Origin of the sequence: Dyella japonica, assembly GCF_040545895.1 — a bacterium.
Classification (GTDB): domain Bacteria; phylum Pseudomonadota; class Gammaproteobacteria; order Xanthomonadales; family Rhodanobacteraceae; genus Dyella; species Dyella japonica_D.
Genome location: NZ_JBEPMU010000005.1, coordinates 367,296 through 391,039, shown reverse-complemented (window position 1 = coordinate 391,039; position 23,744 = coordinate 367,296). Strand labels below are relative to the sequence as shown.

General features: G+C 64.3%; 24 protein-coding genes. 11 read left to right on the top strand and 13 right to left on the bottom strand.

The features are described from left to right. Nucleotides 1–60 precede the first annotated feature (60 nt). The 4 genes from pgl (at nt 61) to ABIC75_RS17520 (ending at nt 3,941) form a co-directional block, all read left to right on the top strand. Nucleotides 61–774 carry a 6-phosphogluconolactonase gene (gene pgl / locus ABIC75_RS17535; RefSeq protein WP_354015180.1) on the top strand — a complete coding sequence of 238 codons (714 nt, stop codon included), beginning with the start codon at nt 61–63 and terminating at the stop codon, nt 772–774. A 70-nt stretch (nt 775–844) separates the two neighbouring features. Then, nucleotides 845–2,662, top strand: a complete 1,818-nt coding sequence (gene edd / locus ABIC75_RS17530; RefSeq protein WP_354015179.1) for a phosphogluconate dehydratase — start codon at nt 845–847, stop codon at nt 2,660–2,662. 37 nt (nt 2,663–2,699) lie between these two features. Beyond that, complete coding sequence (locus tag ABIC75_RS17525) at nt 2,700–3,341, top strand: bifunctional 4-hydroxy-2-oxoglutarate aldolase/2-dehydro-3-deoxy-phosphogluconate aldolase (protein WP_354015178.1); 642 nt, start codon at nt 2,700–2,702, stop codon at nt 3,339–3,341. Between the two features lie 72 nt (nt 3,342–3,413). Further along, complete coding sequence (locus ABIC75_RS17520; RefSeq protein WP_354015177.1) at nt 3,414–3,941, top strand: hypothetical protein; 528 nt, start codon at nt 3,414–3,416, stop codon at nt 3,939–3,941. A 43-nt stretch (nt 3,942–3,984) separates the two neighbouring features. On the opposite strand, the gene ABIC75_RS17515 is transcribed toward ABIC75_RS17520, so the two are convergent. Beyond that, complete coding sequence (locus ABIC75_RS17515; protein ID WP_354015176.1) at nt 3,985–4,350, bottom strand: hypothetical protein; 366 nt, start codon at nt 4,348–4,350, stop codon at nt 3,985–3,987. Between the two features lie 158 nt (nt 4,351–4,508). Here ABIC75_RS17515 and ABIC75_RS17510 point away from each other — a divergent pair, with 158 nt between their 5' ends. Beyond that, entirely contained in the window at nt 4,509–5,048 is a 540-nt protein-coding gene (locus ABIC75_RS17510; protein WP_354015175.1) for a DUF2501 domain-containing protein, read from the top strand. 42 nt (nt 5,049–5,090) lie between these two features. Here ABIC75_RS17510 and ABIC75_RS17505 read toward each other — a convergent pair whose 3' ends face one another. Genes ABIC75_RS17505 through cyoA form a run of 5 tightly spaced genes read right to left on the bottom strand, consistent with a single transcriptional unit; the run spans nt 5,091 to nt 9,904 of the window. Further along, nucleotides 5,091–5,858 (bottom strand): SURF1 family protein, encoded by a 768-nt coding sequence (locus tag ABIC75_RS17505; RefSeq protein WP_354015174.1) that lies wholly within the window; start codon nt 5,856–5,858, stop codon nt 5,091–5,093. 34 nt (nt 5,859–5,892) lie between these two features. Beyond that, a complete protein-coding gene (gene cyoD / locus ABIC75_RS17500) occupies nt 5,893–6,279 on the bottom strand; it encodes a cytochrome o ubiquinol oxidase subunit IV (RefSeq protein WP_354015173.1) in 387 nt (128 codons plus the stop codon). Next, nucleotides 6,276–6,911 carry a cytochrome o ubiquinol oxidase subunit III gene (cyoC, locus tag ABIC75_RS17495; protein WP_354015172.1) on the bottom strand — a complete coding sequence of 212 codons (636 nt, stop codon included), beginning with the start codon at nt 6,909–6,911 and terminating at the stop codon, nt 6,276–6,278. The genes cyoD and cyoC overlap by 4 nt, the downstream gene beginning before the upstream one ends. Then, nucleotides 6,904–8,877 carry a cytochrome o ubiquinol oxidase subunit I gene (gene cyoB / locus ABIC75_RS17490; RefSeq protein WP_354015301.1) on the bottom strand — a complete coding sequence of 658 codons (1,974 nt, stop codon included), beginning with the start codon at nt 8,875–8,877 and terminating at the stop codon, nt 6,904–6,906. The genes cyoC and cyoB overlap by 8 nt, the downstream gene beginning before the upstream one ends. A 46-nt stretch (nt 8,878–8,923) precedes the next feature. Next, the gene (gene cyoA, locus ABIC75_RS17485; RefSeq protein ID WP_354015171.1) at nt 8,924–9,904 is read right to left on the bottom strand and encodes a ubiquinol oxidase subunit II; all 981 of its coding nucleotides are present in this window, start codon (nt 9,902–9,904) and stop codon (nt 8,924–8,926) included. Between the two features lie 145 nt (nt 9,905–10,049). Between cyoA and ABIC75_RS17480 the strand changes: the two genes are divergently transcribed. Then, complete coding sequence (locus ABIC75_RS17480; protein WP_354015170.1) at nt 10,050–11,381, top strand: MFS transporter; 1,332 nt, start codon at nt 10,050–10,052, stop codon at nt 11,379–11,381. 3 nt (nt 11,382–11,384) lie between these two features. Here the strand turns inward: ABIC75_RS17480 and ABIC75_RS17475 are convergent, their stop codons facing one another. From ABIC75_RS17475 to ABIC75_RS17460, 4 genes are all read right to left on the bottom strand, one after another. Then, the gene (locus tag ABIC75_RS17475) at nt 11,385–13,601 is read right to left on the bottom strand and encodes a diguanylate cyclase domain-containing protein (RefSeq protein WP_354015169.1); all 2,217 of its coding nucleotides are present in this window, start codon (nt 13,599–13,601) and stop codon (nt 11,385–11,387) included. Nucleotides 13,602–13,665: 64 nt separating this feature from the next. Then, nucleotides 13,666–13,971 carry a DUF1272 domain-containing protein gene (locus ABIC75_RS17470; RefSeq protein ID WP_354015168.1) on the bottom strand — a complete coding sequence of 102 codons (306 nt, stop codon included), beginning with the start codon at nt 13,969–13,971 and terminating at the stop codon, nt 13,666–13,668. Between the two features lie 53 nt (nt 13,972–14,024). Then, entirely contained in the window at nt 14,025–14,489 is a 465-nt protein-coding gene (locus ABIC75_RS17465) for a GNAT family N-acetyltransferase (protein ID WP_354015167.1), read from the bottom strand. Between the two features lies 1 nt (nt 14,490). Continuing rightward, nucleotides 14,491–14,883: a rhodanese-like domain-containing protein gene (locus tag ABIC75_RS17460; RefSeq protein ID WP_354015166.1), complete on the bottom strand. Its 393-nt coding sequence runs from the start codon at nt 14,881–14,883 to the stop codon at nt 14,491–14,493. 78 nt (nt 14,884–14,961) lie between these two features. Between ABIC75_RS17460 and ftrA the strand changes: the two genes are divergently transcribed. The 4 genes from ftrA to ABIC75_RS17440 all read left to right on the top strand — a co-directional run bounded on the left by ftrA (nt 14,962) and on the right by ABIC75_RS17440 (nt 19,505). Beyond that, entirely contained in the window at nt 14,962–15,951 is a 990-nt protein-coding gene (ftrA, locus tag ABIC75_RS17455; protein ID WP_354015165.1) for a transcriptional regulator FtrA, read from the top strand. Nucleotides 15,952–16,044: 93 nt separating this feature from the next. Further along, nucleotides 16,045–16,902, top strand: a complete 858-nt coding sequence (locus tag ABIC75_RS17450; RefSeq protein ID WP_354015164.1) for an EamA/RhaT family transporter — start codon at nt 16,045–16,047, stop codon at nt 16,900–16,902. A gap of 528 nt (nt 16,903–17,430) precedes the next feature. Then, on the top strand, nt 17,431–19,035 hold the full coding sequence (locus ABIC75_RS17445; RefSeq protein WP_354015163.1) for a S10 family peptidase: 1,605 nt from the start codon (nt 17,431–17,433) through the stop codon (nt 19,033–19,035). A 95-nt stretch (nt 19,036–19,130) separates the two neighbouring features. After that, on the top strand, nt 19,131–19,505 hold the full coding sequence (locus ABIC75_RS17440) for a nuclear transport factor 2 family protein (protein WP_354015162.1): 375 nt from the start codon (nt 19,131–19,133) through the stop codon (nt 19,503–19,505). 171 nt (nt 19,506–19,676) lie between these two features. Here the strand turns inward: ABIC75_RS17440 and ABIC75_RS17435 are convergent, their stop codons facing one another. From ABIC75_RS17435 to dtd, 3 genes are all read right to left on the bottom strand, one after another. Next, nucleotides 19,677–20,039 carry a VOC family protein gene (locus ABIC75_RS17435; protein WP_354015161.1) on the bottom strand — a complete coding sequence of 121 codons (363 nt, stop codon included), beginning with the start codon at nt 20,037–20,039 and terminating at the stop codon, nt 19,677–19,679. Nucleotides 20,040–20,257: 218 nt separating this feature from the next. Beyond that, nucleotides 20,258–22,114 (bottom strand): RNA polymerase sigma factor RpoD, encoded by a 1,857-nt coding sequence (gene rpoD / locus ABIC75_RS17430; protein ID WP_354015160.1) that lies wholly within the window; start codon nt 22,112–22,114, stop codon nt 20,258–20,260. 163 nt (nt 22,115–22,277) lie between these two features. Then, nucleotides 22,278–22,718 carry a D-aminoacyl-tRNA deacylase gene (gene dtd / locus ABIC75_RS17425; RefSeq protein ID WP_354015159.1) on the bottom strand — a complete coding sequence of 147 codons (441 nt, stop codon included), beginning with the start codon at nt 22,716–22,718 and terminating at the stop codon, nt 22,278–22,280. 137 nt (nt 22,719–22,855) lie between these two features. Between dtd and ABIC75_RS17420 the strand changes: the two genes are divergently transcribed. Next, complete coding sequence (locus ABIC75_RS17420; RefSeq protein WP_354015158.1) at nt 22,856–23,737, top strand: LpxL/LpxP family acyltransferase; 882 nt, start codon at nt 22,856–22,858, stop codon at nt 23,735–23,737. Nucleotides 23,738–23,744 lie beyond the last annotated feature (7 nt).

The window sequence follows — 23,744 nt, the reverse complement described above, 5'->3', positions numbered from 1 at the left end:
CGTCTGTTCCTTCTTTTTGCGACGCGTGTGCTATCGCCACGCTTCCGTTGCACATTGGTCATGCCTGACACCCTCAACGTCACCACTCACAGTTTCACCGACTGCCATGCGCTGGCCGTCGCCTTCGCCGAACGCATCGCCGAGCGCCTGCGCGATGCCATCGCCGAGCGCGGCCATGCGCTGCTCGCCGTCTCCGGCGGCAGCACGCCGAAGCACTTCTTCGAAAAATTGTCGCGCCAGGCGCTGGACTGGTCGAAGGTGCAGGTGACGCTGGTGGACGAGCGCTGGGTGCCGGAGAGCAACGAGCGTTCCAACGCCGCCATGGTCAAGGCCATGCTGTTGCAACACGACGCAACCGATGCGCAGTTCGTGCCGCTCTACAGCGATGCGCCGACGCCCGAAGCGGGCCTTGCCGCGGTGCGCGCACGCGTCGCATCGCTGGAGCTGCCGTTCGATGCGGTGATCCTGGGCATGGGCAACGATGGACACACGGCCTCGTTCTTTCCGGGCGGCGATCGCCTGCCCGAAGCGCTCGACATCCACAACGCCACGCGCGTGCTGCCGATGCGCGCCGCCGGCGCGGGCGAGCCACGCATCACCTTCACCTTGTCGGCCCTGCTCGACACGCGCGCGCTGTACCTGCACATCGAAGGCGAGGCCAAGCGCCAGCTGCTGGCCGATGCGCGACTGGGCCTGGGCGAGGCTGCGAATTTCCCCGTGCGCTCGGTGCTGACCCAGCAACGCGTGCCGGTTGCCGTCTACTGGTGCCCGTAAGGCACCGACGGCTTCACCGATGAATCGATGCGCTGACCCGCGCATCGCCTGATGCTTCCGGAGTTCGAACATGACTGTGCTGCACCCCGTCCTCGTCGAAGTCACCGAACGCCTGCGCGAGCGCAGCCGCGAGTCGCGTGCCGAGTACCTGCGACGCATCGATGGCGCGAAAGGCAATGGCGTGCATCGCGAGCGCCTCTCGTGCGGCAACCTCGCGCATGGCTTCGCCGCCTGCGGCACGACGGACAAGGAACGCCTGCGCGAAGGCCACACGCCCAACCTCGCCATCATCAATGCGTACAACGACATGCTCTCGGCGCACCAGCCGTACGAGCGCTATCCGGAATTGATTCGCAACGTGGCCCGCGAAGCGGGCATCACCGCGCAGATGGCCGGTGGCGTGCCGGCGATGTGCGACGGCATCACGCAGGGTCGTGCCGGCATGGAGATGTCGCTGTTCTCGCGCGACCTCATCGCCATGGCCACGGCCATCTCGCTCTCGCACGACATGTTCGACGGCGCGATGTACCTGGGCATCTGCGACAAGATCGTGCCGGGCCTGCTGATTGGCGCGCTGAGCTTCGGCCACCTGCCCGGCATCTTCGTGCCCAGCGGCCCGATGCCCAGCGGCATCAGTAACGAGCAGAAATCCAAGGTGCGCCAGGCGTATGCCGAGGGCAAGGCGACCAAGGCCGAATTGCTGGAAGCGGAAGCCGCCTCGTATCACACGGCCGGCACCTGCACCTTCTACGGCACCGCCAACTCCAACCAGATGCTGATGGAGATCATGGGCCTGCATCTGCCGGGCTCGAGCTTCGTGGCGCCGGAAACGCCGCTGCGCGACGCGCTTACGCGCGAAGCCGTGCATCGCGTGGCTGAATTGAGCGCGCCGGGCTCGTCGTATCTGCCGCTGGGCCACATCATCGACGAACGCGCCATCATCAACGGCGTGATCGGCTTGCATGCCACCGGTGGTTCCACCAATCACCTGCTGCACCTGGTGGCCATCGCGCGTGCGGCGGGCATCGAGTTGCGCTGGGATGATTTCGATGCGCTGTCTTCGGTGATTCCGCTGCTGGCGCGCGTGTATCCGAACGGCTACGCCGACGTGAACCAGTTCCACGACGCGGGCGGCATGGGTTTCCTGATCGACCAGCTGCTGAGCGCCGGCCTGCTGCACGCCGATGTGCGCACCGTGTTCGGCACCGGTATGGACGGCTATACGCAGGTGCCGCACCTGGACGATCACGGCGCACTCGCATGGTCGCCGGTATCGAAGGAAAGCGGCAACCGCGGCGTGCTGCGCGGCGTGGCCGAGCCGTTCCGTGCCGACGGCGGCCTGCGCATGCTGGATGGCAACCTCGGTCGTGCGGTGATCAAGGTGTCGTCGGTGCCCGATGACCGTCTGGTGATCGAAGCGCCGGCCATCGTGTTCCACGACCAGGACGACGTGCGCAAGGCGTTCGAGCGCGGCGAACTCAATCGCGACTTCATCGCCGTGGTGCGCTTCCAGGGTCCGCAGGCCATCGGCATGCCGGAACTGCACAAGCTCACGCCCACGCTCTCGGTGCTGCAGGATCGCGGCCATCGCATCGCCCTGCTCACCGACGGCCGCATGTCGGGTGCATCCGGACGCGTGCCGGCCGCCATCCACGTGACGCCGGAAGCGCAGGACAACGGCCCCATCTCGCGCATTCGCGACGGCGACATCGTGCGCCTGGACGCGGTGCACGGCCGCCTGGACGTACTGGTGGACGCCGCCGATTTCGCCGCGCGCGTGCCGGCGACAGCGGATCTGTCCGCGCATCAGTTCGGTCTGGGCCGCGAGCTGTTCGGCATGTTCCGTCGCAACGCCACCACCGCCGATCTCGGCGCGGGTGTGTTCTGACCGCGCGCCTCATCCACATCGACTTTCACGGAACGCCATGAGCATCGAAAACAAGCAGAAGCAGGTCGAGTCCACGCTGCGCCTCGCGCCGGTGGTACCGGTGGTGATCATCGACGACGCCCGTCACGCCGTGCCGATGGCGCGCGCACTGGTCGCCGGCGGCATTCCCGCCATCGAAGTGACGCTGCGCACGCCGGCCGCACTCGATGCGATCAAGGCGATTGCCGAGGAAGTGGAAGGCGCCGTGGTGGGCGTGGGCACCGTGCTCAGCGCGAAGGATCTGCGCGCCGCGCACAAGGCCGGTGCGAAGTTCGCCGTATCGCCGGGCATATCGCCGGGCTTGCTCGATGCGGCCGACGACAGCGAACTGCCGTTGCTGCCGGGTGCCGCCACCGCGAGCGAAGTGATGACGCTACTCGAACGCGGCTATCGTTTCCTCAAGCTGTTCCCGGCGGTGCCGGCCGGCGGCCACAAGCTGCTCGGTGCGTGGGCCAGCCCGCTGCCGCAGGTGAAGTTCTGCCCCACGGGTGGCATCAGCCTGAGCAGCGCACCGGATTTCCTCTCGCTGCCCAACGTGGTCTGCGTGGGCGGTTCGTGGCTCACGCCTGCCGACAAGCTGCAGAGCGGCGACTGGGCGGGCATCGAGTTGCTGGCGCGCGAGGCGGCTGCCTTGCGCTGAGTACCACCAGCGCCTGGCGCAGCTCAGGCACCCATGGCACAGTGCGCGCACTCTCTATCGCGGAGGCGCGCAGTGCGTATCGGCAAAGCAGTTGGTTGGTTATTGTTCGGCGCGCTGGCCTCTTTCGCTGCCAGCTCGCAAGCAGCGGTTCCCGACGATGCCATCACGGCGTGTCCTGTGCGAAAACTTGACATAGACATCGAACGGTTGAAGTCCGCCGCCGATGTGCAGTCCGTCATACTTGACCCCGCTGGCTTGCGGCTCACCGTGTTGTACCGCAATGGCGATGTGCTCCGGGCCGGTACGATTGGCTGCATGACACCGATGATTGCGGCCCGTCTTTGGGTGGTGAACGACGAGGGCCGCACCGATCAAGGGTGGATTGCGCGGGCGCGTGAGCTCGCACAAATCGTGCTTACGGATAGTCAATTCTCGCGAGTTGATTCCGCACTGCAAAGCGATCGGAGCGTCACTCCCACGGACACTGGTTTTAAGGTCGAACACGCGCTGGCCGGCGGCGCCGGATACTCCGTCGCGGTGATACGCGCACCGCGCGACAGCCTCGGATTATCGCTATCTATCGTTTTCCGTAATCTTTGACGCACTGTGGCCCGCGCAAGGCGGGCCCTTTTGTAGCGCGCGCTTACGGCGCGGGAGCCGGCGTCTTGTCGACGCATTCCTGCACCTGCTGGAAGTACCAGGTGTCGTCTTCGTCGAAGTTCGAGTAATACGTGGCCACGGTGTGGTCGCTTACCGGCTTCACGTCCACCAGCGCCACGGCGGGACCATTTTCGGTCTGGTGGATCTCGATGGTGGTGCCGGTGTAGAGCACGTACGACTCCAGGTGCACGGGCTTGCTGCCCCACGCACCGGAAATGCACGAGGCGATGTCGCCTGCGCTGCCCGGCCCCGCATAGGAAGCCGTGGGCTTGGAATTGCGCAGGCTGCCTGCGCTGGAACAACCGGCGAGCAGCGTGGCTGCCATGGCAAGAACCACATATCGTTTCATCGAGCGTTTTCCGTCGGCGGGTGGGGGCTGTGCGGTCCATGGTACGAGGGCATCGCGTGGATGCGCACCTGGGCAGGGAACGTCCCGCACCCGTATTGCGCTGACGCGGCCGTAACGGCGCGAGGTGTTGAATGCCGGCACCTGACGGAGGGACACACATGAACAAGCGCATCGGCAGCATCGGTACGGCCTGCGTGGCCATCGGCCTGGCCCTGGCTTGCAGCACGACGGGCGCGCAGGACCTGGGCAAACTCGGCGGCATGATCCCCGGCGGCGGCTCCATGACATCCGGCAGCATGGGCAATGTGGCGGGCCTGCTCGAGTACTGCGTGAAGAATAATTACCTCGGCGGCGACTCCGGCGCTTCGGGCATCCAGAATCAGCTGATGGGCAAGCTCGGCGGCGGCAGCGCGGGTTCCAACTCGTCGAGCAACAGCGCCGGTTCCATCCCCAGCGACATGCTCGGCCAGCTCACCGGCAGCAAGAAGAAATCATCGGACAGCCACGCGGCCGGCACGGGCGGCGCCACCAACGACCCGGGCTATCTCAGCGGCGCCAAGGGCATCCTGCAGGGGAGCAACGGCCAGAGCATGGATCTGGCCAGCGTGGGCGGCGGTTCCAGCGACATGAAATCGCAGATCACCACCAAGGTATGCGACACCGTGCTGAAGCAGGGCAAGTCGTTCCTGAAGATGTAATGCGATGCATGGCGACGACGCGCCATGCATCGTGGCGCGTCGTTACTGCCCGCGTCGCAACCGCCTTTCATCGCGCGCCACATAGATGCCCGCCGCCAGCACCATCAACGCCAGCACGTACCACGTGATCAGGTAACTGAGGTGGTTGTTGGGAAACGCGATGACGGTGAGTCCGCCCTGCGGCCACGCGGGCTTGCCGGCATCGAGCGTGCCGGGCGCAGCATCTTCGTCCACGAAATACGGCGCGACATGGCTGAGCCCGCGTGCGGCAGCGATGGCCGCGACGTCGCGCGTGTACCAGCTGTTGCGCGAGGGATCGTTGTGGCGGAACGGTCGCGGTGATTCGCTGATGCGCAGCAGGCCCGTCACCGTGGTGTCGCCGATGGGCGCGGGCGCGCAGCTGCCCTTGATGCCGCACCAGTCGGTCGGCACGAAGCCGCGATTGATCAGCACCACCGAGCCGTCGGCTTCCTGCATCGGTGTGATCAACCAGTAGCCGCTGCCCAGATCGGTGGCGGCCCACACCAGCGTCTGGCGATCGTGCAGGAAGGTGCCGCGCAGTTCCACATGGCGATATTCCGAAGACGATGCGTTGACGCCGCTCCACTGGTCCGGCCCCGGCGCGGCCACCGGCGGCGCATGTACGCGCGCATCCACGCGCGCAATCAGGTCGCGCTTCCAGCCGAGTCGATAGACCTGCCAGGTGCCCAGCGCCACGAAACCGGCGAACAACACCACGCCCAGCAGGGTCAGCAAGGCCAGCGCCACGGGGCCGCGCGGCGGGCGGCCCGGTTCTTCAGCAACACTCATCGGGAATCACGTATCGGAGGTTGGGCGCGGATCGTCAGGGCAGGTTCGACGGATCCATCATCGTGGGCATCATGTTGCTGTTGAGGTGATACATGATCCAGATCGACCCGCTCAACGTGATGACCACCAGCACGATGGTAAACACCAGCGCCAACATGTTCCAGCCACCTTCCGATTTCGCGTTCATGTGCAGGAAGTAGATCATGTGCACCACGATCTGCACGGCCGCCAGCGCGAGGATGATCACCGCCGCCGTGCTCGACTTGGTGATCACGTGCGCCATCACCAGCCAGAACGGAATGACGGTGAGGATCACCGACAACACGAAACCCGTCATGTAGCCGCGGAACGTGGCGTGGATGCCAAGGTCGTCGTCGTGACCGTGATCGTCGTGGGCGTGCGGTTCATCGTGCGCGCTCATGGCAGCACTCCCATCAGATAGACGAAGCTGAAGACGCCCACCCACACCACGTCCAGGAAGTGCCAGAACATCGACAGGCACAACAGGCGCCGCTTGTTCGCGGTGACCAAGCCCTTCCTCAGCACCTGCGTGATCAGCACCACCAGCCAGATCAGGCCGCAGGTCACGTGCAGGCCGTGCGTGCCCACCAGGGTGAAGAACGAGGAAAGGAACGCGCTGCGCTGCGGCCCCGCGCCGATGGAAATCAGATGCGCGAACTCGCGCAGTTCCAGCGTGATGAATCCCGCGCCCAGCAGGCCCGTGATCACCAGCCACACCAGCATCGGGTTGCGTCGGTCGCGCTGCATGTCCAGCACGGCAAAGCCGTAGGTGATGGAGGAAAGCAGCAGCAGCGTGGTGTTCACCGCGACCGCCGGCAGTTCCAGCACTTCCTGCGCCGTGGGGCCGCCGGCGTATTCGCGACCCAGCACGCCATAGGCGGCGAACAGGCAGGCGAATACGAGGCAATCGCTCATCAGGTACACCCAGAACCCCAGCAAGGTGCCGTTGACCGGGTGATGTTCCGCAGTGTCGAGGAAGACCAGCGGCTGCTTGGGCCCGCTGCCGGGCAGAGTGGTCGATATGTCAGACATGGCTGGCCAGCAGCTCCGTTCGGGATGCTTCGGTGCGGGTCACTTCATCCGCGCCCAGGTAGTAGTCGCGGTGATAGTTGAAGGTGTGCCCGATGGCGACCACCAGCAGCGCCACGAAGGCCACTGCCGCCACCAGCCACATGTACCAGATCATGGCGAAGCCGAAGACGAAACTCAGGCCGGCCATGATGATGCCCGCGCCCGTATTGAGCGGCATGTGGATGGGCACGAAATTGGCGAGCGGCCGCTGGAAGCCGTACTTCTTCATCATCCACCACGCGTCGTGATCGTGGATCACCGGCGTGAAAGCGAAGTTGTACTTCGGCGGCGGCGACGAGGTAGACCATTCCAGCGTGCGGCCATTCCACGGATCGCCGGTGACGTCGCGCAGCTGTTCGCGATGCTTGAAGCTCACCACGAACTGGATGATGTTGCAGGCGATGCCCAGCGCCACCAGGAACGCACCGAACGCGGCGATCTGGAACCAGATCTGCAGCGACGGATCGTCGAAGTGGCTCAGTCGACGCGTCACGCCCATGAAGCCAAGCACGTACAGCGGCATGAAGGCGAAATAGAAGCCGCTCACCCAGAACCAGAACGAGCACTTGCCCCAGAACGGATCGAGTTTGAAACCGAACGCCTTGGGGAACCAGTACGTGATGCCGGCGAACAAGCCGAACAACACGCCGCCGATGATCACGTTGTGGAAGTGCGCCACCAGGAACAGGCTGTTGTGCAGCGAGAAATCCGCGGGCGGCACCGCCAGCATCACGCCCGTCATGCCGCCAAGCACGAAGGTGACCATGAAGGCCACCGTCCACATCATCGGCAGTTCGAATTCCACGCGCCCGCGGTACATGGTGAACAGCCAGTTGAAGATCTTCGCGCCCGTGGGGATCGAGATGATCATCGTGGTGATGCCGAAGAACGAATTGACGCTGGCGCCCGAGCCCATGGTGAAGAAGTGGTGCAGCCACACCAGGTACGAAAGCACCGTGATCACCACCGTCGCGTACACCATCGAGGCATAGCCGAACAGCGGCTTGCGGCTGAAGGTGGCAGTGACTTCCGAGAAGATGCCGAACGCCGGCAGGATCAGGATGTAGACCTCCGGATGGCCCCAGATCCAGATCAGGTTCACGTACATCATGGCGTTGCCGCCAAGCTCGGTGGTGAAGAAGTTGGTGCCCGCGTAGCGGTCCAGCGCCAGCATGGCGAGCACGGCCGTGAGCACCGGGAACGCGGCGACGATCAGCACGTTGGTGCACAGCGAGGTCCACACGAACACCGGCATCTTCATCAGGGTCATGCCGGGTGCGCGCATCTTGATGATGGTCACCAGCAGGTTGATGCCCGATAGCAAGGTTCCCACGCCCGCTATCTGCAAGGCCCATATGTAGTAGTCGACGCCGGCATCGGGGCTGGACACGATGTCCGACAGCGGCGGATACGCGAGCCAGCCGGTGCGCGCGAACTCGCCGATGAAGAGCGAGGACATCACCAGCATCGCGCCGGCCACCGTCATCCAGAAACTGAAGTTGTTGAGGAAGGGAAAGGCCACGTCGCGCGCGCCGATCTGCAGCGGCATCACGAAGTTCATCAATCCCGTCACCATGGGCATGGCGACGAAGAAGATCATGATCACGCCGTGCGCCGTAAAGATCTGGTCGTAGTGCTCCGGCGGCAGGTAGCCGTGCGAATCGCCGAAGGAAAGCGCCTGCTGGCCGCGCATCATGATCGCGTCCGAGAAGCCGCGCAGCAGCATCACGAAGCCCAGGATCATGTACATGATGCCGATCTTCTTGTGGTCGATGCTGGTGAACCATTCGCGCCACAGGTAGCCCCACAACTTGTAGTACGTCACGGCGCCGAGCAGCGCGATCGCACCGATGGCCACCGCCACGAAGGTGTACACCACGATGGGCTCGTGCAGCGGCAACGAATCCAGCGTCAGTCGACCGAAGATCAGCTTGGCAAGGTCGGGATGGGAAAGCATCGTGGACACCACCGGATCAGTCGGAGTGGGGATGGGTTGCCATGGCAGCCATGCCGCTGGCCTGGCCCGATCGAAGCATGGCGCCGGAGTCTCCCGATTCATGTGGGCTCAGGTCCACGCGCGTCATGCACGACGGGTTCTCCGGATCCACGCAGCGCGTGAGGATGGCGCGGTACAGCCCCGGCTCCACCGTGGCGTAGTAAGTCACCGGGTCGTTCTCGCTGGGCGCGGCCAGCTTCACATAGGCATCACGATTGAGATCGCCGCCGCTGGCCTTGGCCTTCTGCACCCACTGCGCGAAACCTTCCTCGCTTACGCCGTGGAAAAGGAAATGCATGCCCGAGAAACCGTGGCCGCTGTAGTTGGCTGAGAAGCCCTGGAACTCGCCCGGCGCGTTGATCACCGCCTGCAGCTGCGTCTCCATGCCGGGCATGGCGTAGATCTGGCCGGCCAGCGCGGGGATGAAGAACGAGTTCATCACCGTGGAGGCCGTAATCTTGAACTGGATCGGGCGATCCACCGGCGCGGCCAGTTCGTTCACGGTGGCAATGCCTTGCTCCGGGTATATGAACAGCCACTTCCAGTCGAGCGCGACCACGTTCACCTGCAAGGGCCGTACGCCGGCGGGCACCGGACGATTGGCGCTGATGCGTTCGAGCTGGCGATACGGATCGAGCTTGTGCGTGCTGACCCAGGTGATGGCGCCGAGCGCAATGATGATGAGCAGCGGTGCGGCCCAGATCAGCAGTTCGAGGATGGTCGAGTGATCCCAGTCGGGATCGTAGTGAGCCTTCTTGTTGGATGCGCGGAAATGCCAGGCGAAGAACAGCGTGAGCACGATCACCGGCACGATGATCAACAGCATCAACAGCGTCGAAGTGATGATCAGGTCGCGCTGCTGTACCGCAAGGTCGCCGGAGGGCGACATCAATACGGATTGGCAACCCGCAAGCGGGACAACGGCGATACAGGCGAGCAGTCCACGACAAGGCTTCATAGACATGACCGACGACGCAACCAATGTGGAAAACGGTACGCCGTTCGGCGCGAAACGGGAACAGGAAAATCATTCCCCGTGACGCGAGAGGCGTGGCGGTGCCATAGTGTGGCCGCGACATACTCCTTCTTTCTGAGTAATGACTATGTCAAGCACCTTCCCTGAGCAAGGCTCCGCGCCGGTCACGTCCGCCGAAGACATCGGCCGCCTGCATGCGCAGGCCAAGGTGGCGCCAGGCGAGATCGCCATTGGCGTCATCATCGGCCGCACCTCCGAACAGTTCGACTTCTTCGTGTTCGGTATTTCTTGCGTGCTGGTGTTCCCCGCGGTGTTGTTCCCGTTTGCCAGCGCACTGGATGGCATTCTTTACGCCTTCACGGTCTTTTCACTGGCCTTCATCGCGCGACCGTTCGGCACTGCGTTGTTCATGGCCTTCCAGCGGCGATGGAGCCGCGGCACCAAGCTCACCATTGCGTTGTTCCTGTTGGGTAGCGCGACCGCAGGCATCGCCTTCCTGCCGGGCTACAAGCAGATCGGCAACTGGGCGATTGGACTGCTGATCCTGTTCCGCCTGCTGCAAGGCATTGCGCAAGGCGGCTCGTGGGATGGCCTGCCCTCGCTGCTCGCGCTCAACACGCCGCCCGAGCGGCGTGGCTGGTACGCCATGCTCGGCCAGTTGAGCGCGCCGATCGGTTTCATCGTGGCCAGCGCGCTGTTCCTGTTCCTGCATTCGAGCCTCGACGAAAACGACTTCATCGACTGGGGTTGGCGCTATCCGTTCTTCGTGGCGTTCGCCATCAACGTGGTGGCGTTGTTCGCGCGCCTGCGACTGGTGGTGACGGAGGAATACACCGTCGCCATGGAAGAGCGCGAACTGGAGCCCACCCCCATCACTGAGATCCTGCGCACGCAGGGCTACAACATCTTCATCGGTGCGTTCGCCGCATTGGCGAGCTACGCGCTGTTCCACCTGGTGACGATCTTCCCGCTGTCGTGGATCGTGCTGAAGTCCACGCAAGCGGTGGATTCGGTGCTGTTGATCCAGATCTTCGGCGGCGTGGCGGGCATCTTCGGCATCGTGATGTCGGGCTACGTGGCCGATCACATCGGCCGGCGCACCACCTTGGGTGTGGCAGCCGGGCTTATCGGCCTGTTCGCGCTGGCGGCACCGTGGATGCTCGATGGCGGCAAGGAATTGCAGGACGCCTTCATCATCGTCGGGTTCCTGTTGCTCGGCTTCTCGTACGGCCAGGCGGCCGGCAGCGTGACGTCGAACTTCGAGATCCGCCTGCGCTACGCCGGCGCCGCCTTGACCACCGATGTTGCATGGCTGATCGGCGCGGCCTTTGCGCCGCTGGTGGCGCTGGGTCTGTCGATGCGCTTCGGCCTGGCGGCGGTGAGCGCCTATCTGCTCTCCGGCGTGGTGTGCACCTTGCTGGCGTTGCGCGTGAATCGCGCACTGGCCACGCGCGAATAGCCATCAGACGCCCGTGACGGAAAGTTCATAGCACGCTCTTCCGCGCTCCTTGGCGCGGTAGAGCGCTTCGTCGGCGCGCTGCATCAAGGCGTCGACCGAGCCCGCATCGCGGCACAGCGCGGCGCCCACGCTCAAGGTCACCTTGAGCACGTGCGGGCCGACGATGATGGAGGTGTCCATCGCGCGGGTGATCTTCTCGGCCAGCGTCTCGGCGATCTCGTGGCTGGCGATGTCGTCGCACAGCACTACGAATTCATCGCCGCCCAGGCGCGCGAGCAGGTCGGTCTTGCGGATCGACGCTTTCAGCCGCGAGGCAATCTCCAACAGCACCGCATCGCCGGTGGCGTGGCCGTAGGTATCGTTGATGTGCTTGAAGTGGTCGATGTCGATCAGCATTACCAGCAGGGGCGAGTTGGCGATCGAGGCATGACGCATGGCGATGTTGATGCCTTCGCTGAAGAAGCGGCGATTGGCGATGCCGGTGAGCACGTCGTAGTGGGCAAGATAGCTGAGCTGCTGCTCGGCCTGCTTGATGCGCGTGATCTCGGTGGTGAGCGCGTAGAAGCCGCTCGGCTGTCCGTTGCCGGTGGTGGCCGGAAGATAGGTGGTCTGGAAATAACGATGACGGCCACCGTATTCCGCTTCGTATTCGAAGGTATCGCTTTCGCCACGCAAGGCGCGTTCGATGTGGGGCTTGAGCGTGACGTAGAGCACGTGGCCACGAATCTCCTGGACCGTCTTGCCGATCATGTCCTCGGGTGCCTGCCCGGCCACTTCGCGTACGTAGCCATTGACGAAGGTGTAGCGCTCGTTGGCATCGATATGCGCGATCACGGCGGGTACGTTATCGGTGATGGTGCGCAGGCGTTTCTCGCTGTCGGCCAGCGCCTGTTCGGCTTCCATGGCTTCGGTGATGTCGCGCCCGGTGTAGATCAGCTCCATCTCGCCGGGGCGATCCGGGCTGGGTGCCATGCGTACAAGGGCTTCGATCCAGATGTAGTCGCCGCTGCGGCGCTGCAGGCGGTACTGCGTGAGCGAGGGCTTGCCGCTGTTCCACAGTTCCTGCACGGCGGTGGCGACGCGCTCGCGATCTTCGGGATGGATCAGCTCCGGGCGGTAATCCAGGAACTCGCGTACGTCCCAGCCGAGCATGTCCTTCACCGACGGCGATACGTAGCGTCGCGTGCCGTCGCGTGCGATGCGCATCACCAGGTCGCTGGCGTAGTCGGCCAGCAGGCGGTAGCGGCTTTCGCTCTCGGTGACGCGGCGGGCCAGTCGGCGGCGGTCGGCGAGCGCAAGCGCGACCGGCAGCGCGGTGATGCAAAGCACGCCGAGGAAGATCTGGGCCAGCATGGCCTGGTGCGCCGGCGTGGCCGGCACGATCAACTGGAACGGGCCGGCGCCCAGCGCCGTGGCGACGCTCGTGACCAGCGCGATGATGGCAATGCCAAACACCAGTCCCGGAAAGCGGTGCTGAAACACGACGTAGAGCAAGGGTCCGAACACCACGAACAGCAGCGGATAGCGCGACTGCGCGAACACGCCGACGGTAACCAGCGTCAGCACAGTGACGTCGCGCAACAGCAGCAGCCGGCGTCCCGGTTGGCCGAGCATGCGGCGGCGCTGCAGCAGTGCCACCAACGTCAGCGTGGCCACGATGACCATGCCCAGCAGATGCGAGCGGAACCACCAGTCCGTCGTGGTCCAGAATGGCAGTCCATTCGCCGCGCGCTGCACCGTGGCGGCAAGCAGCGACGAAGCCACGCATGCCACCAGGGTCGAGCCCAGGGCGATGCGGCCAAGCAGGAGGAAGCGTGTGTCCTTGGCGATGCGCGGGAACCCGTGCCGCACCACGGTGGCCACGATCAGGATCTCCACGCCATTGCACAGGCCCAGCGCCAGCGACACGGCCACCCCGTTGCCGAGCAGGCCGCCATGGCCGAGAACCCGCCCGGCCAGGAAGCTCAGGAAGCCGGCGGCGAGGTAATGCGGCCACTTGCGTCGCGGCACGCTGAGCAGGGCGCCGACCACGACACCGTTGGGTACCCAGATGGTGAGCACGCTGCCGGTATGGCGCGCAAGCAGCAGCGAGTAGCTGACGGTGACGAGCACCGCAGCAAAAAGCCCGGCCATCTCGATGGAGAGGGCCAGAAAAACTTGGCGCCGCTGTTGTGGCTGGTGCATGACCATGGCGATGGGGAACGTGCCAACGGTAAGCACGCGCCGTGCCATCTTTAGGGCGGGCCACGTCAACGATGTGTCGTTCCGGCAAAAATCGCCCGGATCAACGCTCCGCGGGGGCGCGTCCCCCGACTCGTGCCACCAGGGACGCATGGACGGCCATATCCACGGGCTTGTGGATGGCCTGCGTGGCGGCGGGATAGCGCGACAAGCTGTTCTGGTTCTTCCAGTCGTGCGCCGGCCGCACCGGGCGCGGCGTGAAACCGCCGCCGCAGTTGGGGCAGACGTCCTGTAGCAACGCGACGCAATCCCGGCAAAAGGTGCATTCGAAGGAACAGATCATCGCCTCCGTCGAGGCCGGCGGCAGCGGCTTGTTGCAATGTTCGCAGGTCGGTCGAAGTTGCAGCATGGGTGCCTCCGCCGTGATTCGTGACGATGATGACACCGCGCCACCATGCGGCGTCATGCGCCGCTCAGCGGCAACACATAACGCAGCTTGGCAGATTCGCTTGCGCCAAGCCTTCGATAGAAGCGCGCCGCGCCGTCGTTCCATGAGGGTGTCTGCCATTGGACGGCCGAGCAGCCAAGGGCGGTGGCCAGCCCGAGCACGCGCTCCCATAACCGCTGGCCGATGGCCCGGCCGCGCCACGCGCTGCGCACGTACAGGCAGTCCATATGCAGGTACGCGGCCCGATCCAGGGTGGAGAAGTCCAGCGTGGCGCTGGCATAACCGACGATGGCGCCGTCGATGCTCGCCAGCCAGGCGTAGAGCCGCGGCGGGGAACCGTGCAGCGCATCGGCGAGCACGTCGGCGCGACTATCGGGAACATGCGGCAATCGTTCGAATGCCGCATGTTCGGCACAGATCGCCATCAGCTCGGCCACATGGTCGCGCGTGGCCGGATGGATCGCGACGTCGTGCGGCATCTCAGCGCTCCAGGCCGAAGCCCTCGTCGATCCAGCCGGTCAGCCCGCCGATCATCTCCTTCACTGGCCGCCCGAGCTGGGCGAGTTTCACCGCCGCCTTGTTGGCGCCGTTGCAGTGCGGGCCGGCGCAGTACACGACGAACAGCGTGTCGGCCGGGTATTCGGCCAGGCGCTGCTCGCTGATCGTGCGCGTGGGTAGGTTGAGCGCGCCGGGCACATGGCCTGCCGCGTAGAGCGTCGGCGTACGCACGTCGAGCAGGATGAAGTCCTTCGCCTCATGGTTCGTCGCGTAATAGACGTCCGCACAATCGGTTTCGAAACCCAGGCGTGCCTGGAAATGCGCCAGCGCGTCATCGCTGCTGGCGGCGGAAACACGTTGCACCACACTGCTCATGGGTTCACTCCGGTGGAAGGGCGCGCCCAGTATCGGCACTGGCGCTGGGCGCGGACATTGGCAAGAATGACAGTCACCATGAAGAAACCGCCAAAACGATCCAGACGTCCATCCGGTCCGCCGAATCGCCAGGTGGCGGCCCTGGTCTACGACGGCCTGTGCACGTTCGAGTTCGGTATTGCCGTGGAAATGTTTGGCCTGCCACGGCCCGAACTGGACCCGTGGTACGACTTCACGCTGTGCGCGGTCGACCGCGGACCCATGCGCGCAGCCGGTGGCATGCGCGTGATCGCCGAGGGTGGGCTTGAGCGGCTCGCTTCCGCCGGCACCATCGTCGTGCCCGGTTGGCGAGGCATCGATGCGGCGCCGCCCGAGGCGCTGCTGCAGGCGCTGCGCGCCGCGCATGCGCGCGGTGCGCGTTTGCTGTCGTATTGCTCGGGCGTGTTCGTGCTCGCCGCCACCGGACTGCTGGATGGCCATCGCGCCACCACGCATTGGCGCTACGCGGATGCGTTGGCCCAGCGCTATCCGCGCATCCATATCGAGCCGGACGTGCTCTACGTCGACGAAGGCCAGCTGCTCACCTCGGCGGGCAGCGCGGCGGCACTCGATCTGTCACTGCATTTGATTCGCCGCGACTACGGCCCGGAGGTGGCCAACAGCGTGGCGCGGCGTGCCGTGGTGCCAGCGCACCGCGATGGCGGGCAGGCGCAATTCATCCAGTCGCCGCTGCCCGCGCAAGGCGATGGGCTGGGCAAACTGCTGGACTGGATGCGTCGCCACCTGGACCAGCCCATGCCGGTGTCCGTGCTGGCCGAGCACGCGCGGATGAGCGAGCGCACGTTGTTGCGACGCTTCGAAGAGGCCACGGGTTGCTCGCCCAAGCAATGGCTGACCCACGAACGCCTGGGCCGTGCGCGCGAGCTGCTGGAAGGCAGCGACATGGGCGTGGATCGCGTGGCGGAGGTGTGCGGATTCGGCAGTACGGATACGCTACGGCACCATTTCCGCCAGCATCTGCAGCTGAGCCCGGCGCGTTACCGCGAGCGATTCGCCCTCCAGCGGTGAACGCTGCGGCGGCCGTCGCAGCGCAGGAAAGCTGACATCAAGGCCCGGTATATCGGCGGAGCGGAAACGCGTCGCCATCCACGAGGATTCCTCATGATTTACGTGTTGCTGAGCGTTGTCTGCAGCGTGCTGGTGTCGGTGCTGCTCAAGCTCGCCCGCCGGCTGTCGGTCGACGTGGGGCAGGCCATCGCGTGGAACTACGTGGCGACCAGCGTGCTGACGGCGATGGTGTTTCATCCTTCGTTATCGGTGTTGTCGAGCACACAGGCGCCGTGGCTTGGTTTCATCGGTTTGGGCCTGCTGCTGCCGCTGATCTTCCTCGCGCTCGCCGCTTCGGTGAGCAGCGCCGGCATCGTGCGCACCGACGCGGCGCAGCGTCTGTCGCTCTTGATCTCCTTGCTGGGGGCGTTCCTGCTGTTTGGCGAAACGCCGAGCGTCGGCAAGGGCGCGGGCATTGCACTGGGCCTTGTGGCGCTGGCGTGCATGGTGTGGCGCGTGGCGCCGGCGACGCATGGCAACGGCGAACGTGGCTGGCTGTGGCCGCTGGTGGTGTTCGCAGGTTTTGGCGCCATCGACATCCTGTTCAAGCGTGTGGCGGCGGCGGGCACGCCGTTCGCGGCATCGTTGCAGGCGATGTTTGCGCTGGCCTTGGTGGTGTCGCTGGTGATCCTGCTGTGGCGCCGCTGGCACGACCGCACGTTCTTCACCTTGCGCGATGCGGTAGCGGGTTTGCTGCTGGGCCTGGCGAACTTCGGCAACATCGTGTTCTACGTGCGCGGGCATCAGGCGTTGCCGGATCATCCGTCGTTGGTGTTTGCGAGCATGAATCTGGGCGTGGTGGCGTTGGGGGCGGTGGTGGGTACGGTGGGGTTTCGGGAGCGGTTGAGTTGGGTGAATGGGGTGGGGGTGGTGTTGGCGTTGGGGGCGATTGGGGTGATTGCCTGGGGGTGATTTCCTGTTCGTTATTCCTGTGGAAGCAGGAGCGCTTTCCAATTGCCGAAAGCTATTTTTGCTCGTCATTCCGGCGCAGGCCGGAATCCAGCGCCTCGGTTGTAGGTTGTCGCGATCACTTTGGTCGCGCTTTTGTGTCGCTGCCGCGACCGGGCCGCTTACGCAGCGGGCGTTTCGACTGCCTGCCGGCAGCCGAGTCACTTTTCTTTTGCTGGCCCAAAAGAAAAGTAACCCAAAGAAAATGGCCTCAAAAGATTCAGGCTCGTAGCGTTCTGTGGGATACGAGCCTTGCAGCTTTCGGAGCCCGGATCGTCTCGATCTCCCTCATGAGCGGTACGGCTACACCGCAACGCGCCCCAGCGAAGAGGACTTAAAGCGGGGCTTGCTCCGCATTGCCCTAGGTTCGCTGTGCAGATGACTTCTGCCTTCCTGGGATGGGCTTCAATGACTTCTGGCGTATGAAACCGACCCGCCTCGCCACCTAAGCTGGAGCGTCGCGCTCTCGCGTCTGTCCAGAGGTTCACCTTCATGCGCAAGCTTCCCCTCGCCGTGGCACTCGCCACGTTGCTGCTCGGTACGGCGGTCCATGCGGCCGACAAGAAAGACGACAAGGACAAGCCGGACGACAAGCCCGATGCCGTGCTGCTCAAGCCGCAGGCGTCGGAGACGTCGGGGTCGGTGAAGGTGGAAGGCAAAAGCATCGACTACAAGGCGGTGGCGGGCACGCTGGTGCTTCATGGCAGCGGCGACAAGGAGAGCGAGCCGCAGATCAGCATGTTCTACGCCGCCTACTTCAAGAAGGGCGTGGAGCCGGGCAAGCGGCCGATCACCTTTGTGTACAATGGCGGCCCGGGTTCGGCCACGGTGTGGCTGCACATGGGCGCGTTCGGGCCCAAGCGCGTGGTGACCAGCGATGATTCGCATACGCCCGCCGCGCCGTATGGCTTGGTGAACAACGATTACAGCCTGCTCGATGCCACCGATCTGGTGTTCATCGACGCGCCTGGCGCGGGTTTCAGCCGTCTGATTGCGGACGACGCCGACAAGGGCAAGCGCGACGAGCAGATGAAGGATCGCAAGAAGACCGTCTACAGCGTGGACGGCGACGGCCACGCCTTCGCGCAGTTCATCACGCAGTTCCTCTCCAAGTACAACCGCTGGAACTCGCCCAAGTACCTGTTCGGCGAAAGCTACGGCACCACGCGTTCGGCGGTGGTCGCCAACATTCTGGAGAACGAGAGCAGCGTCGACCTCAACGGCGTGATCCTGCTGTCGCAGATCCTCAGCTTCGATACGAGCATCGACGGCGCGAGCAACAACCCCGGCGTGGACCTGCCGTACGTGGTGGGTCTGCCCACGTTTGCGGCCACTGCGTTCTATCACCACAAGCTGCCGCAGCAGCCCGCGGCGCTCGAGCCGTTCCTGCACGAAGTGGAACAGTACGCCATTGGTGACTATGCCTCCGCGCTGATGGCCGGCTCGCGACTGGACGACTCGCGCAAGCAGGCCGTGGCGCAGAAGCTGCACCAGTACACCGGCCTGCCGGTGGCGTATCTGCTCAAGGCGAACCTGCGCGTCGACGGCGGCATGTTCGAGCACGAGTTGCAGGCCGACAGCGATATCACCACCGGACGCCTGGACAGCCGCTTCTCCGGGCCGTCGATTGATCCGCTGAGCAAGTCGTCCGATTACGATCCGCAATCCTCGGCCATCAGCTCAGCGTACGTCGCCGCGTTCAACGACTACGTGCGCCGCCAGCTGAAGTTCGGCGAGAACCAGACCTATCGCCTGTTCGCGGACATCGATCACTGGGATTTCGCGCACAAGGCGCCGGGCGCCACCGAAGCACTGCAGCAGTCCACCAACGTGATGGCCGACCTGGCCACCGCCATGAAGACCAATCCGAACCTGCGCGTGTCGCTCAACGGCGGTTACTACGACCTGGCCACGCCCTACTTCGCGGCCGATTACGAGATGCACCACATGCCGATTCCCGCGAATCTGGAGAAGAACATCTCCTATGCGTGGTATCCGTCGGGCCACATGGTCTACGCGCACGAGGATTCGTTGAAGAAGCTGCACGACAACGTGGCGAGCTTCATCGAGCAGACCGACAACGTCGGCAAGCATTGATGCGTGCATGAAGGTGCGCCGTAACGGCGCACCTTCACATCCGGCTTCCGCGCGCGGCGCTACGCTCGCGGGCCTCGCCAGCCGGAGATTCACCCATGAGTACTGAATCCGTTGCCAAGCGCCTGGTGGCCATGTGCCGCCACGGCCAGTTCGAGGAAGCGCAGCACGAGCTGTACGCCAAGGATGCCGTGAGCATCGAGCCCGAGGGCATGGCGCAGGGACCGCTGGGCAACGTGAAAGGCCTGGACGCCATCCTCGAGAAGGGCAAGCGGTTCCAGGCGGGCGTCACCGAGATGCATGGCATCGAAGTCAGCGAGCCGCTGGTGGCCGGCAATTGGTTCAGCATCGCCATGACGCTGGACGTGACCATGAAGGAATACGGCCGCGTGACCATGCAGGAGATCTGCGTGTATCACGTGAAGGACGACAAGGTGGTGCAGGAGCAGTTCTTCTACGATGCGGGTGGTTGAGTCGCGGTCTTCTCAGCGGCAACGCAAACAAAAAGCCCCGCTTTCGCGGGGCTCTCTGCAACTTGCACCAGCGTGTGCTCAGTCGATGTCGAGGAACGAGCGCAGCGGCTCTGAGCGGCTCGGGCGCGGCTTGCCCAATGCCTTGATCTGGCTCCGTACTCGCCAGGTCGATCAAATCAAGCAGCACAGATTGATCTTGTTGCCGTCCAGGTCGCGAAAGTAAGCGCAATAGAACGAAGATCCCCTTGGGCCGGCGGCTCCTTCATCGGAACCGCCCAGCTTAAGCGCCTGCAGGTGCGTGACATCAATTTCCGCGGGATTCTTCATCAGGAGCGCAATCATGGTGCCATTGCCGACCGTTGCACGGTTTCCGTCAAAGGGCTTGGTGGCGAAGAACAAGGGATACTCCGCTCCCCAGCCGATCTTGTCGCCATCTTCAAACAGGCGCTTGTAGCCAAGAGGGTCGAAAAGAGCGTCATAGAATGCGCCGGCGCGGGACAAATCGTTGGTACCAAGCATGGTGTAAGCAATCATTGCGCTTCCTCATTTTATGGATCGGTCAAACCAGTCTTGGCGAACTGCATTGGTTCTGCTGCTGCGTTGTTCGCGTGAATGGCTTTTGCGAGTTTTGCCTGTCCTGGGGAATGCGCCTATCAGATAAATCAAAGAACGCGAACGATTGTTCGTGGGCAAATACCCAAACAAAAAGCCCCGCTTTCGCGGGGCTCTCTGCAACTTGCACCAGCGTGTGCTCAGTCGATGTCGAGGAACGAGCGCAGCTGCTCCGAGCGGCTCGGGTGGCGCAGCTTGCGCAGCGCCTTGGCCTCGATCTGGCGGATGCGTTCACGCGTCACGTCGAACTGCTTGCCGACTTCTTCCAGCGTGTGATCCGTGTTCATGTCGATGCCGAAACGCATGCGCAGCACCTTCGCTTCGCGCGGCGTCAGGCCGGCGAGCACGTCGCGCACGGTTTCCATCAGGCCCGTTTCGGTGGCCGACTCAATCGGCGAGGACGCGTTGGTGTCCTCGATGAAGTCGCCGAGATGGGAATCCTCGTCGTCGCCGATCGGGGTTTCCATCGAGATCGGTTCCTTCGCGATCTTCAGCACCTTGCGGATCTTGTCCTCGGGCATGTCCATTTCCTTGGCCAGCTCCTCCGGCGTCGGCTCGCGGCCGAACTGCTGCAGCATCTGGCGGGAAATGCGGTTCAACTTGTTGATCGTCTCGATCATGTGCACCGGGATGCGGATGGTGCGAGCCTGGTCGGCGATCGAGCGCGTGATGGCCTGGCGGATCCACCACGTGGCGTACGTGGAGAACTTGTAGCCGCGGCGGTATTCGAACTTGTCCACGGCCTTCATCAGGCCGATGTTGCCTTCCTGGATCAGGTCGAGGAACTGCAGGCCGCGGTTGGTGTACTTCTTGGCGATGGAGATGACCAGGCGCAGGTTGGCCTCGACCATTTCCTTCTTCGCGCGGCGGGCCTTGGCCTCGCCGATCGACATCGTGCGGTTGATTTCCTTGATGTCGGTCAGCGGCAGGAACAGCTTGCGCTCGATGGAGGCGAGCTTTTCCTGCTCGGCGTCGATCGATTCCTTGTAACCCTTGATGTTCGGCGACCACTTCTGGCGCTTGCGGCCCAGCTCGTTCGCCCACTCGAGGTTGCCCTCGTTGCTGGGGAACGCCTTGAGGAACTCGGCCTTGGGCATCTTCACGTGCTTGACGAAGATGTCCATCAGCACGCGCTCGTGGTGACGGATGTCGTTCACCACTTCGCGCAGCTTGCGCACGAAGCTGTCGATCAGCGCGGACGGCAGCTTGAGCTTGAGGAATTCCTCAGCCATCTGGTCGCGCAGCTTGGTGACCTTCTTGTCGTTGATGTCGGTGGCCTTGGGAGCCGCCTTCTGGAACTTGCCGTAGTAGTCGCGCAGCAGTTCCATGCGGCGCTTGACCTCTTCCGGATCCGGACCGGTGGGGCCGGCTTCCTCTTCCTCGGCACCTTCGACGTCGTCGTCTTCTTCCTCGACTTCGGACTCGTCCACTTCGGCATCGGCCGCAGCGGCCTGCGCGGCGTCGGCGGCTTCTTCCAGGTCGGCGAAGCCGGCCAGGATTTCGCTCAGGCGGCGCTTGCCGTCCAGGTGCTGGTCGTATTCCTCGAGCAGCAGCTCGATGGTGAGCGGGAAGCTGGCGAGTGCGGTTTGCACCTGGCCCAGGCCTTCCTCGATGCGCTTGGCGATGGCGATTTCGCCTTCGCGCGTCAGCAGCTCGACCGTGCCCATCTCGCGCATGTACATGCGCACCGGGTCGGTGGTGCGGCCCACTTCGGAGTCGACGGCCGACAGCAACGCGACCGCTTCTTCGGCGGCAGCTTCATCGTCGGTGGACGCGCCAGGCGCGTTGTCCGACAGCGGATCGGAATCCGGCGCGGCGTCGTGCACTTCAATGCCGACGCCCTTGAGCACCGCCATGATGTCTTCGATCTGCTCCGGATCGACGATGTCGTCGGGCAGGTGGTCGTTGATCTCGGCGTAAGTCAGGTAGCCCTGCTCCAGACCCTTGGAGATGAGCGCCTTGATTTCAGACTGTTGCTCAGGAGCTTTGCTATTCATACCTACCGCCGCGTATGCAGGAACCGATCAGTATACCTATGTGATGCTTTTTTGACCAGTTTTCAAGGAAGAAAATCGGCAGGGCCGACACGCAAAAATCGCGCCAAATCGGCATCTTCCGAGGATTTTTGTCTAGGGTCGAGATGCGCCGGGGTGGTGGCGATCATGGGGTCTCCAGCCAGAAGGTGACTGGGCCGTCGTTGACCAGATGTACCTGCATATGGGCGCCGAACTGCCCGATTTCCACCCTGGGGTGCGCGGCGCGGGCCAGTTCGACCAGGCGATCGAACCAGCGACGGCCTTCCTCTGGCGTTGCGGCGGTGGTGAAGCTGGGGCGCATGCCGGAACGCGTGTCGGCGGCCAGGGTGAACTGGCTGACCAGCAGGAGCTCGCCGCCGGTGTCGGCCAGCGAGCGGTTCATACGGCCTTGTTCGTCGGCGAACACGCGGTAGCCGAGCAGGCGTTCGAGCATGCGTTTGGTGCGCGGCTCGTCGTCGCCCGGCTGCACGGCCACGAGCGCGAGCAACCCCGGCCCGATGGCCCCGACGGTGGTGTTTTCGACATCGACACGAGCTGACAGGACGCGCTGGATCAGGGCGATCATCGAAGGGGTCATGGCCGGAGACGGCGGAAGCTTAGAGCCTCGCCATCGCTGGCGGTAGCCTCGTTGCCGAGAACGTAACCAGGCGTCCTGTGGTTGACCCGTGAACCGATGGCGCGGCCGGTTACACTGCGTCGCCCATGCGATTCGACATTACACTTCTCTATCTCCTCCTGCGCCTGTTCGGAAAGCTGCCGTTGCGCACGCTGCACGGCATCGGCGCGGGCATCGGCCGCCTCTCGCTGGCGCTGCGCACGCGTACGTCGCACAACACGTCGGTGAACCTGCGCTTGACCCGTCCCCATCTGGACGAACGCGCGCACGCCGCCCTGTTGCGCGAGGTGATGGAAGATGCCGGCCGCTCGGCCACCGAGATCACCAAGATCTGGGGCAACGATCCCGAACGTGCGCTCGACATGGTGCGCGAGGTGCGCGGCGAGGCGCTGTTCGATGCCGCCCTCGCTTCGGGCAAGGGCGTGATCATCGCGGCGCCGCACCTGGGCTGCTGGGAGCTGCTCAACTACTGGCTGTGTCGCAAGACGCCGATGGCCATCCTGTATCGCCCGCCACGCATCGCCGCGATCGAAGGCCTGCTGCGCAAGGTACGCGGCGCGCTGGCGCCGGAGCAGGTGCGCGCTGAAGGCGCGGGCGTGCGCACGCTGTACAAGCGTTTGGCGGCCGGCGGCACGGTGGGCATCCTGCCCGACCAGAAGCCCCGCGCTGGCGAAGGCGAGGTAGCGCCGTTCTTCGGCCAGGACGCGCTCACCATGGTGCTGTTGCCGCGCCTGGCCGCGCGCACCGGTGCCACCGTGCTGTTCGCCTTTGCCGAGCGCCTGCCCAAGGGCGAGGGTTATCGCATCCACCTGTTGCCGGCACCCGAAGGGCTGGCCGATACGGATCTCGCAGTCGGCTGCCGGGCCTTGAACCGGGGTGTGGAGAACTGCGTGGAGTTGGCGTTCTCGCAGTATCAGTGGCAGTACAAGCGCTTCTCGGCCGATACCTGGAAAAGTCCGTACGACTGAAGGCGGA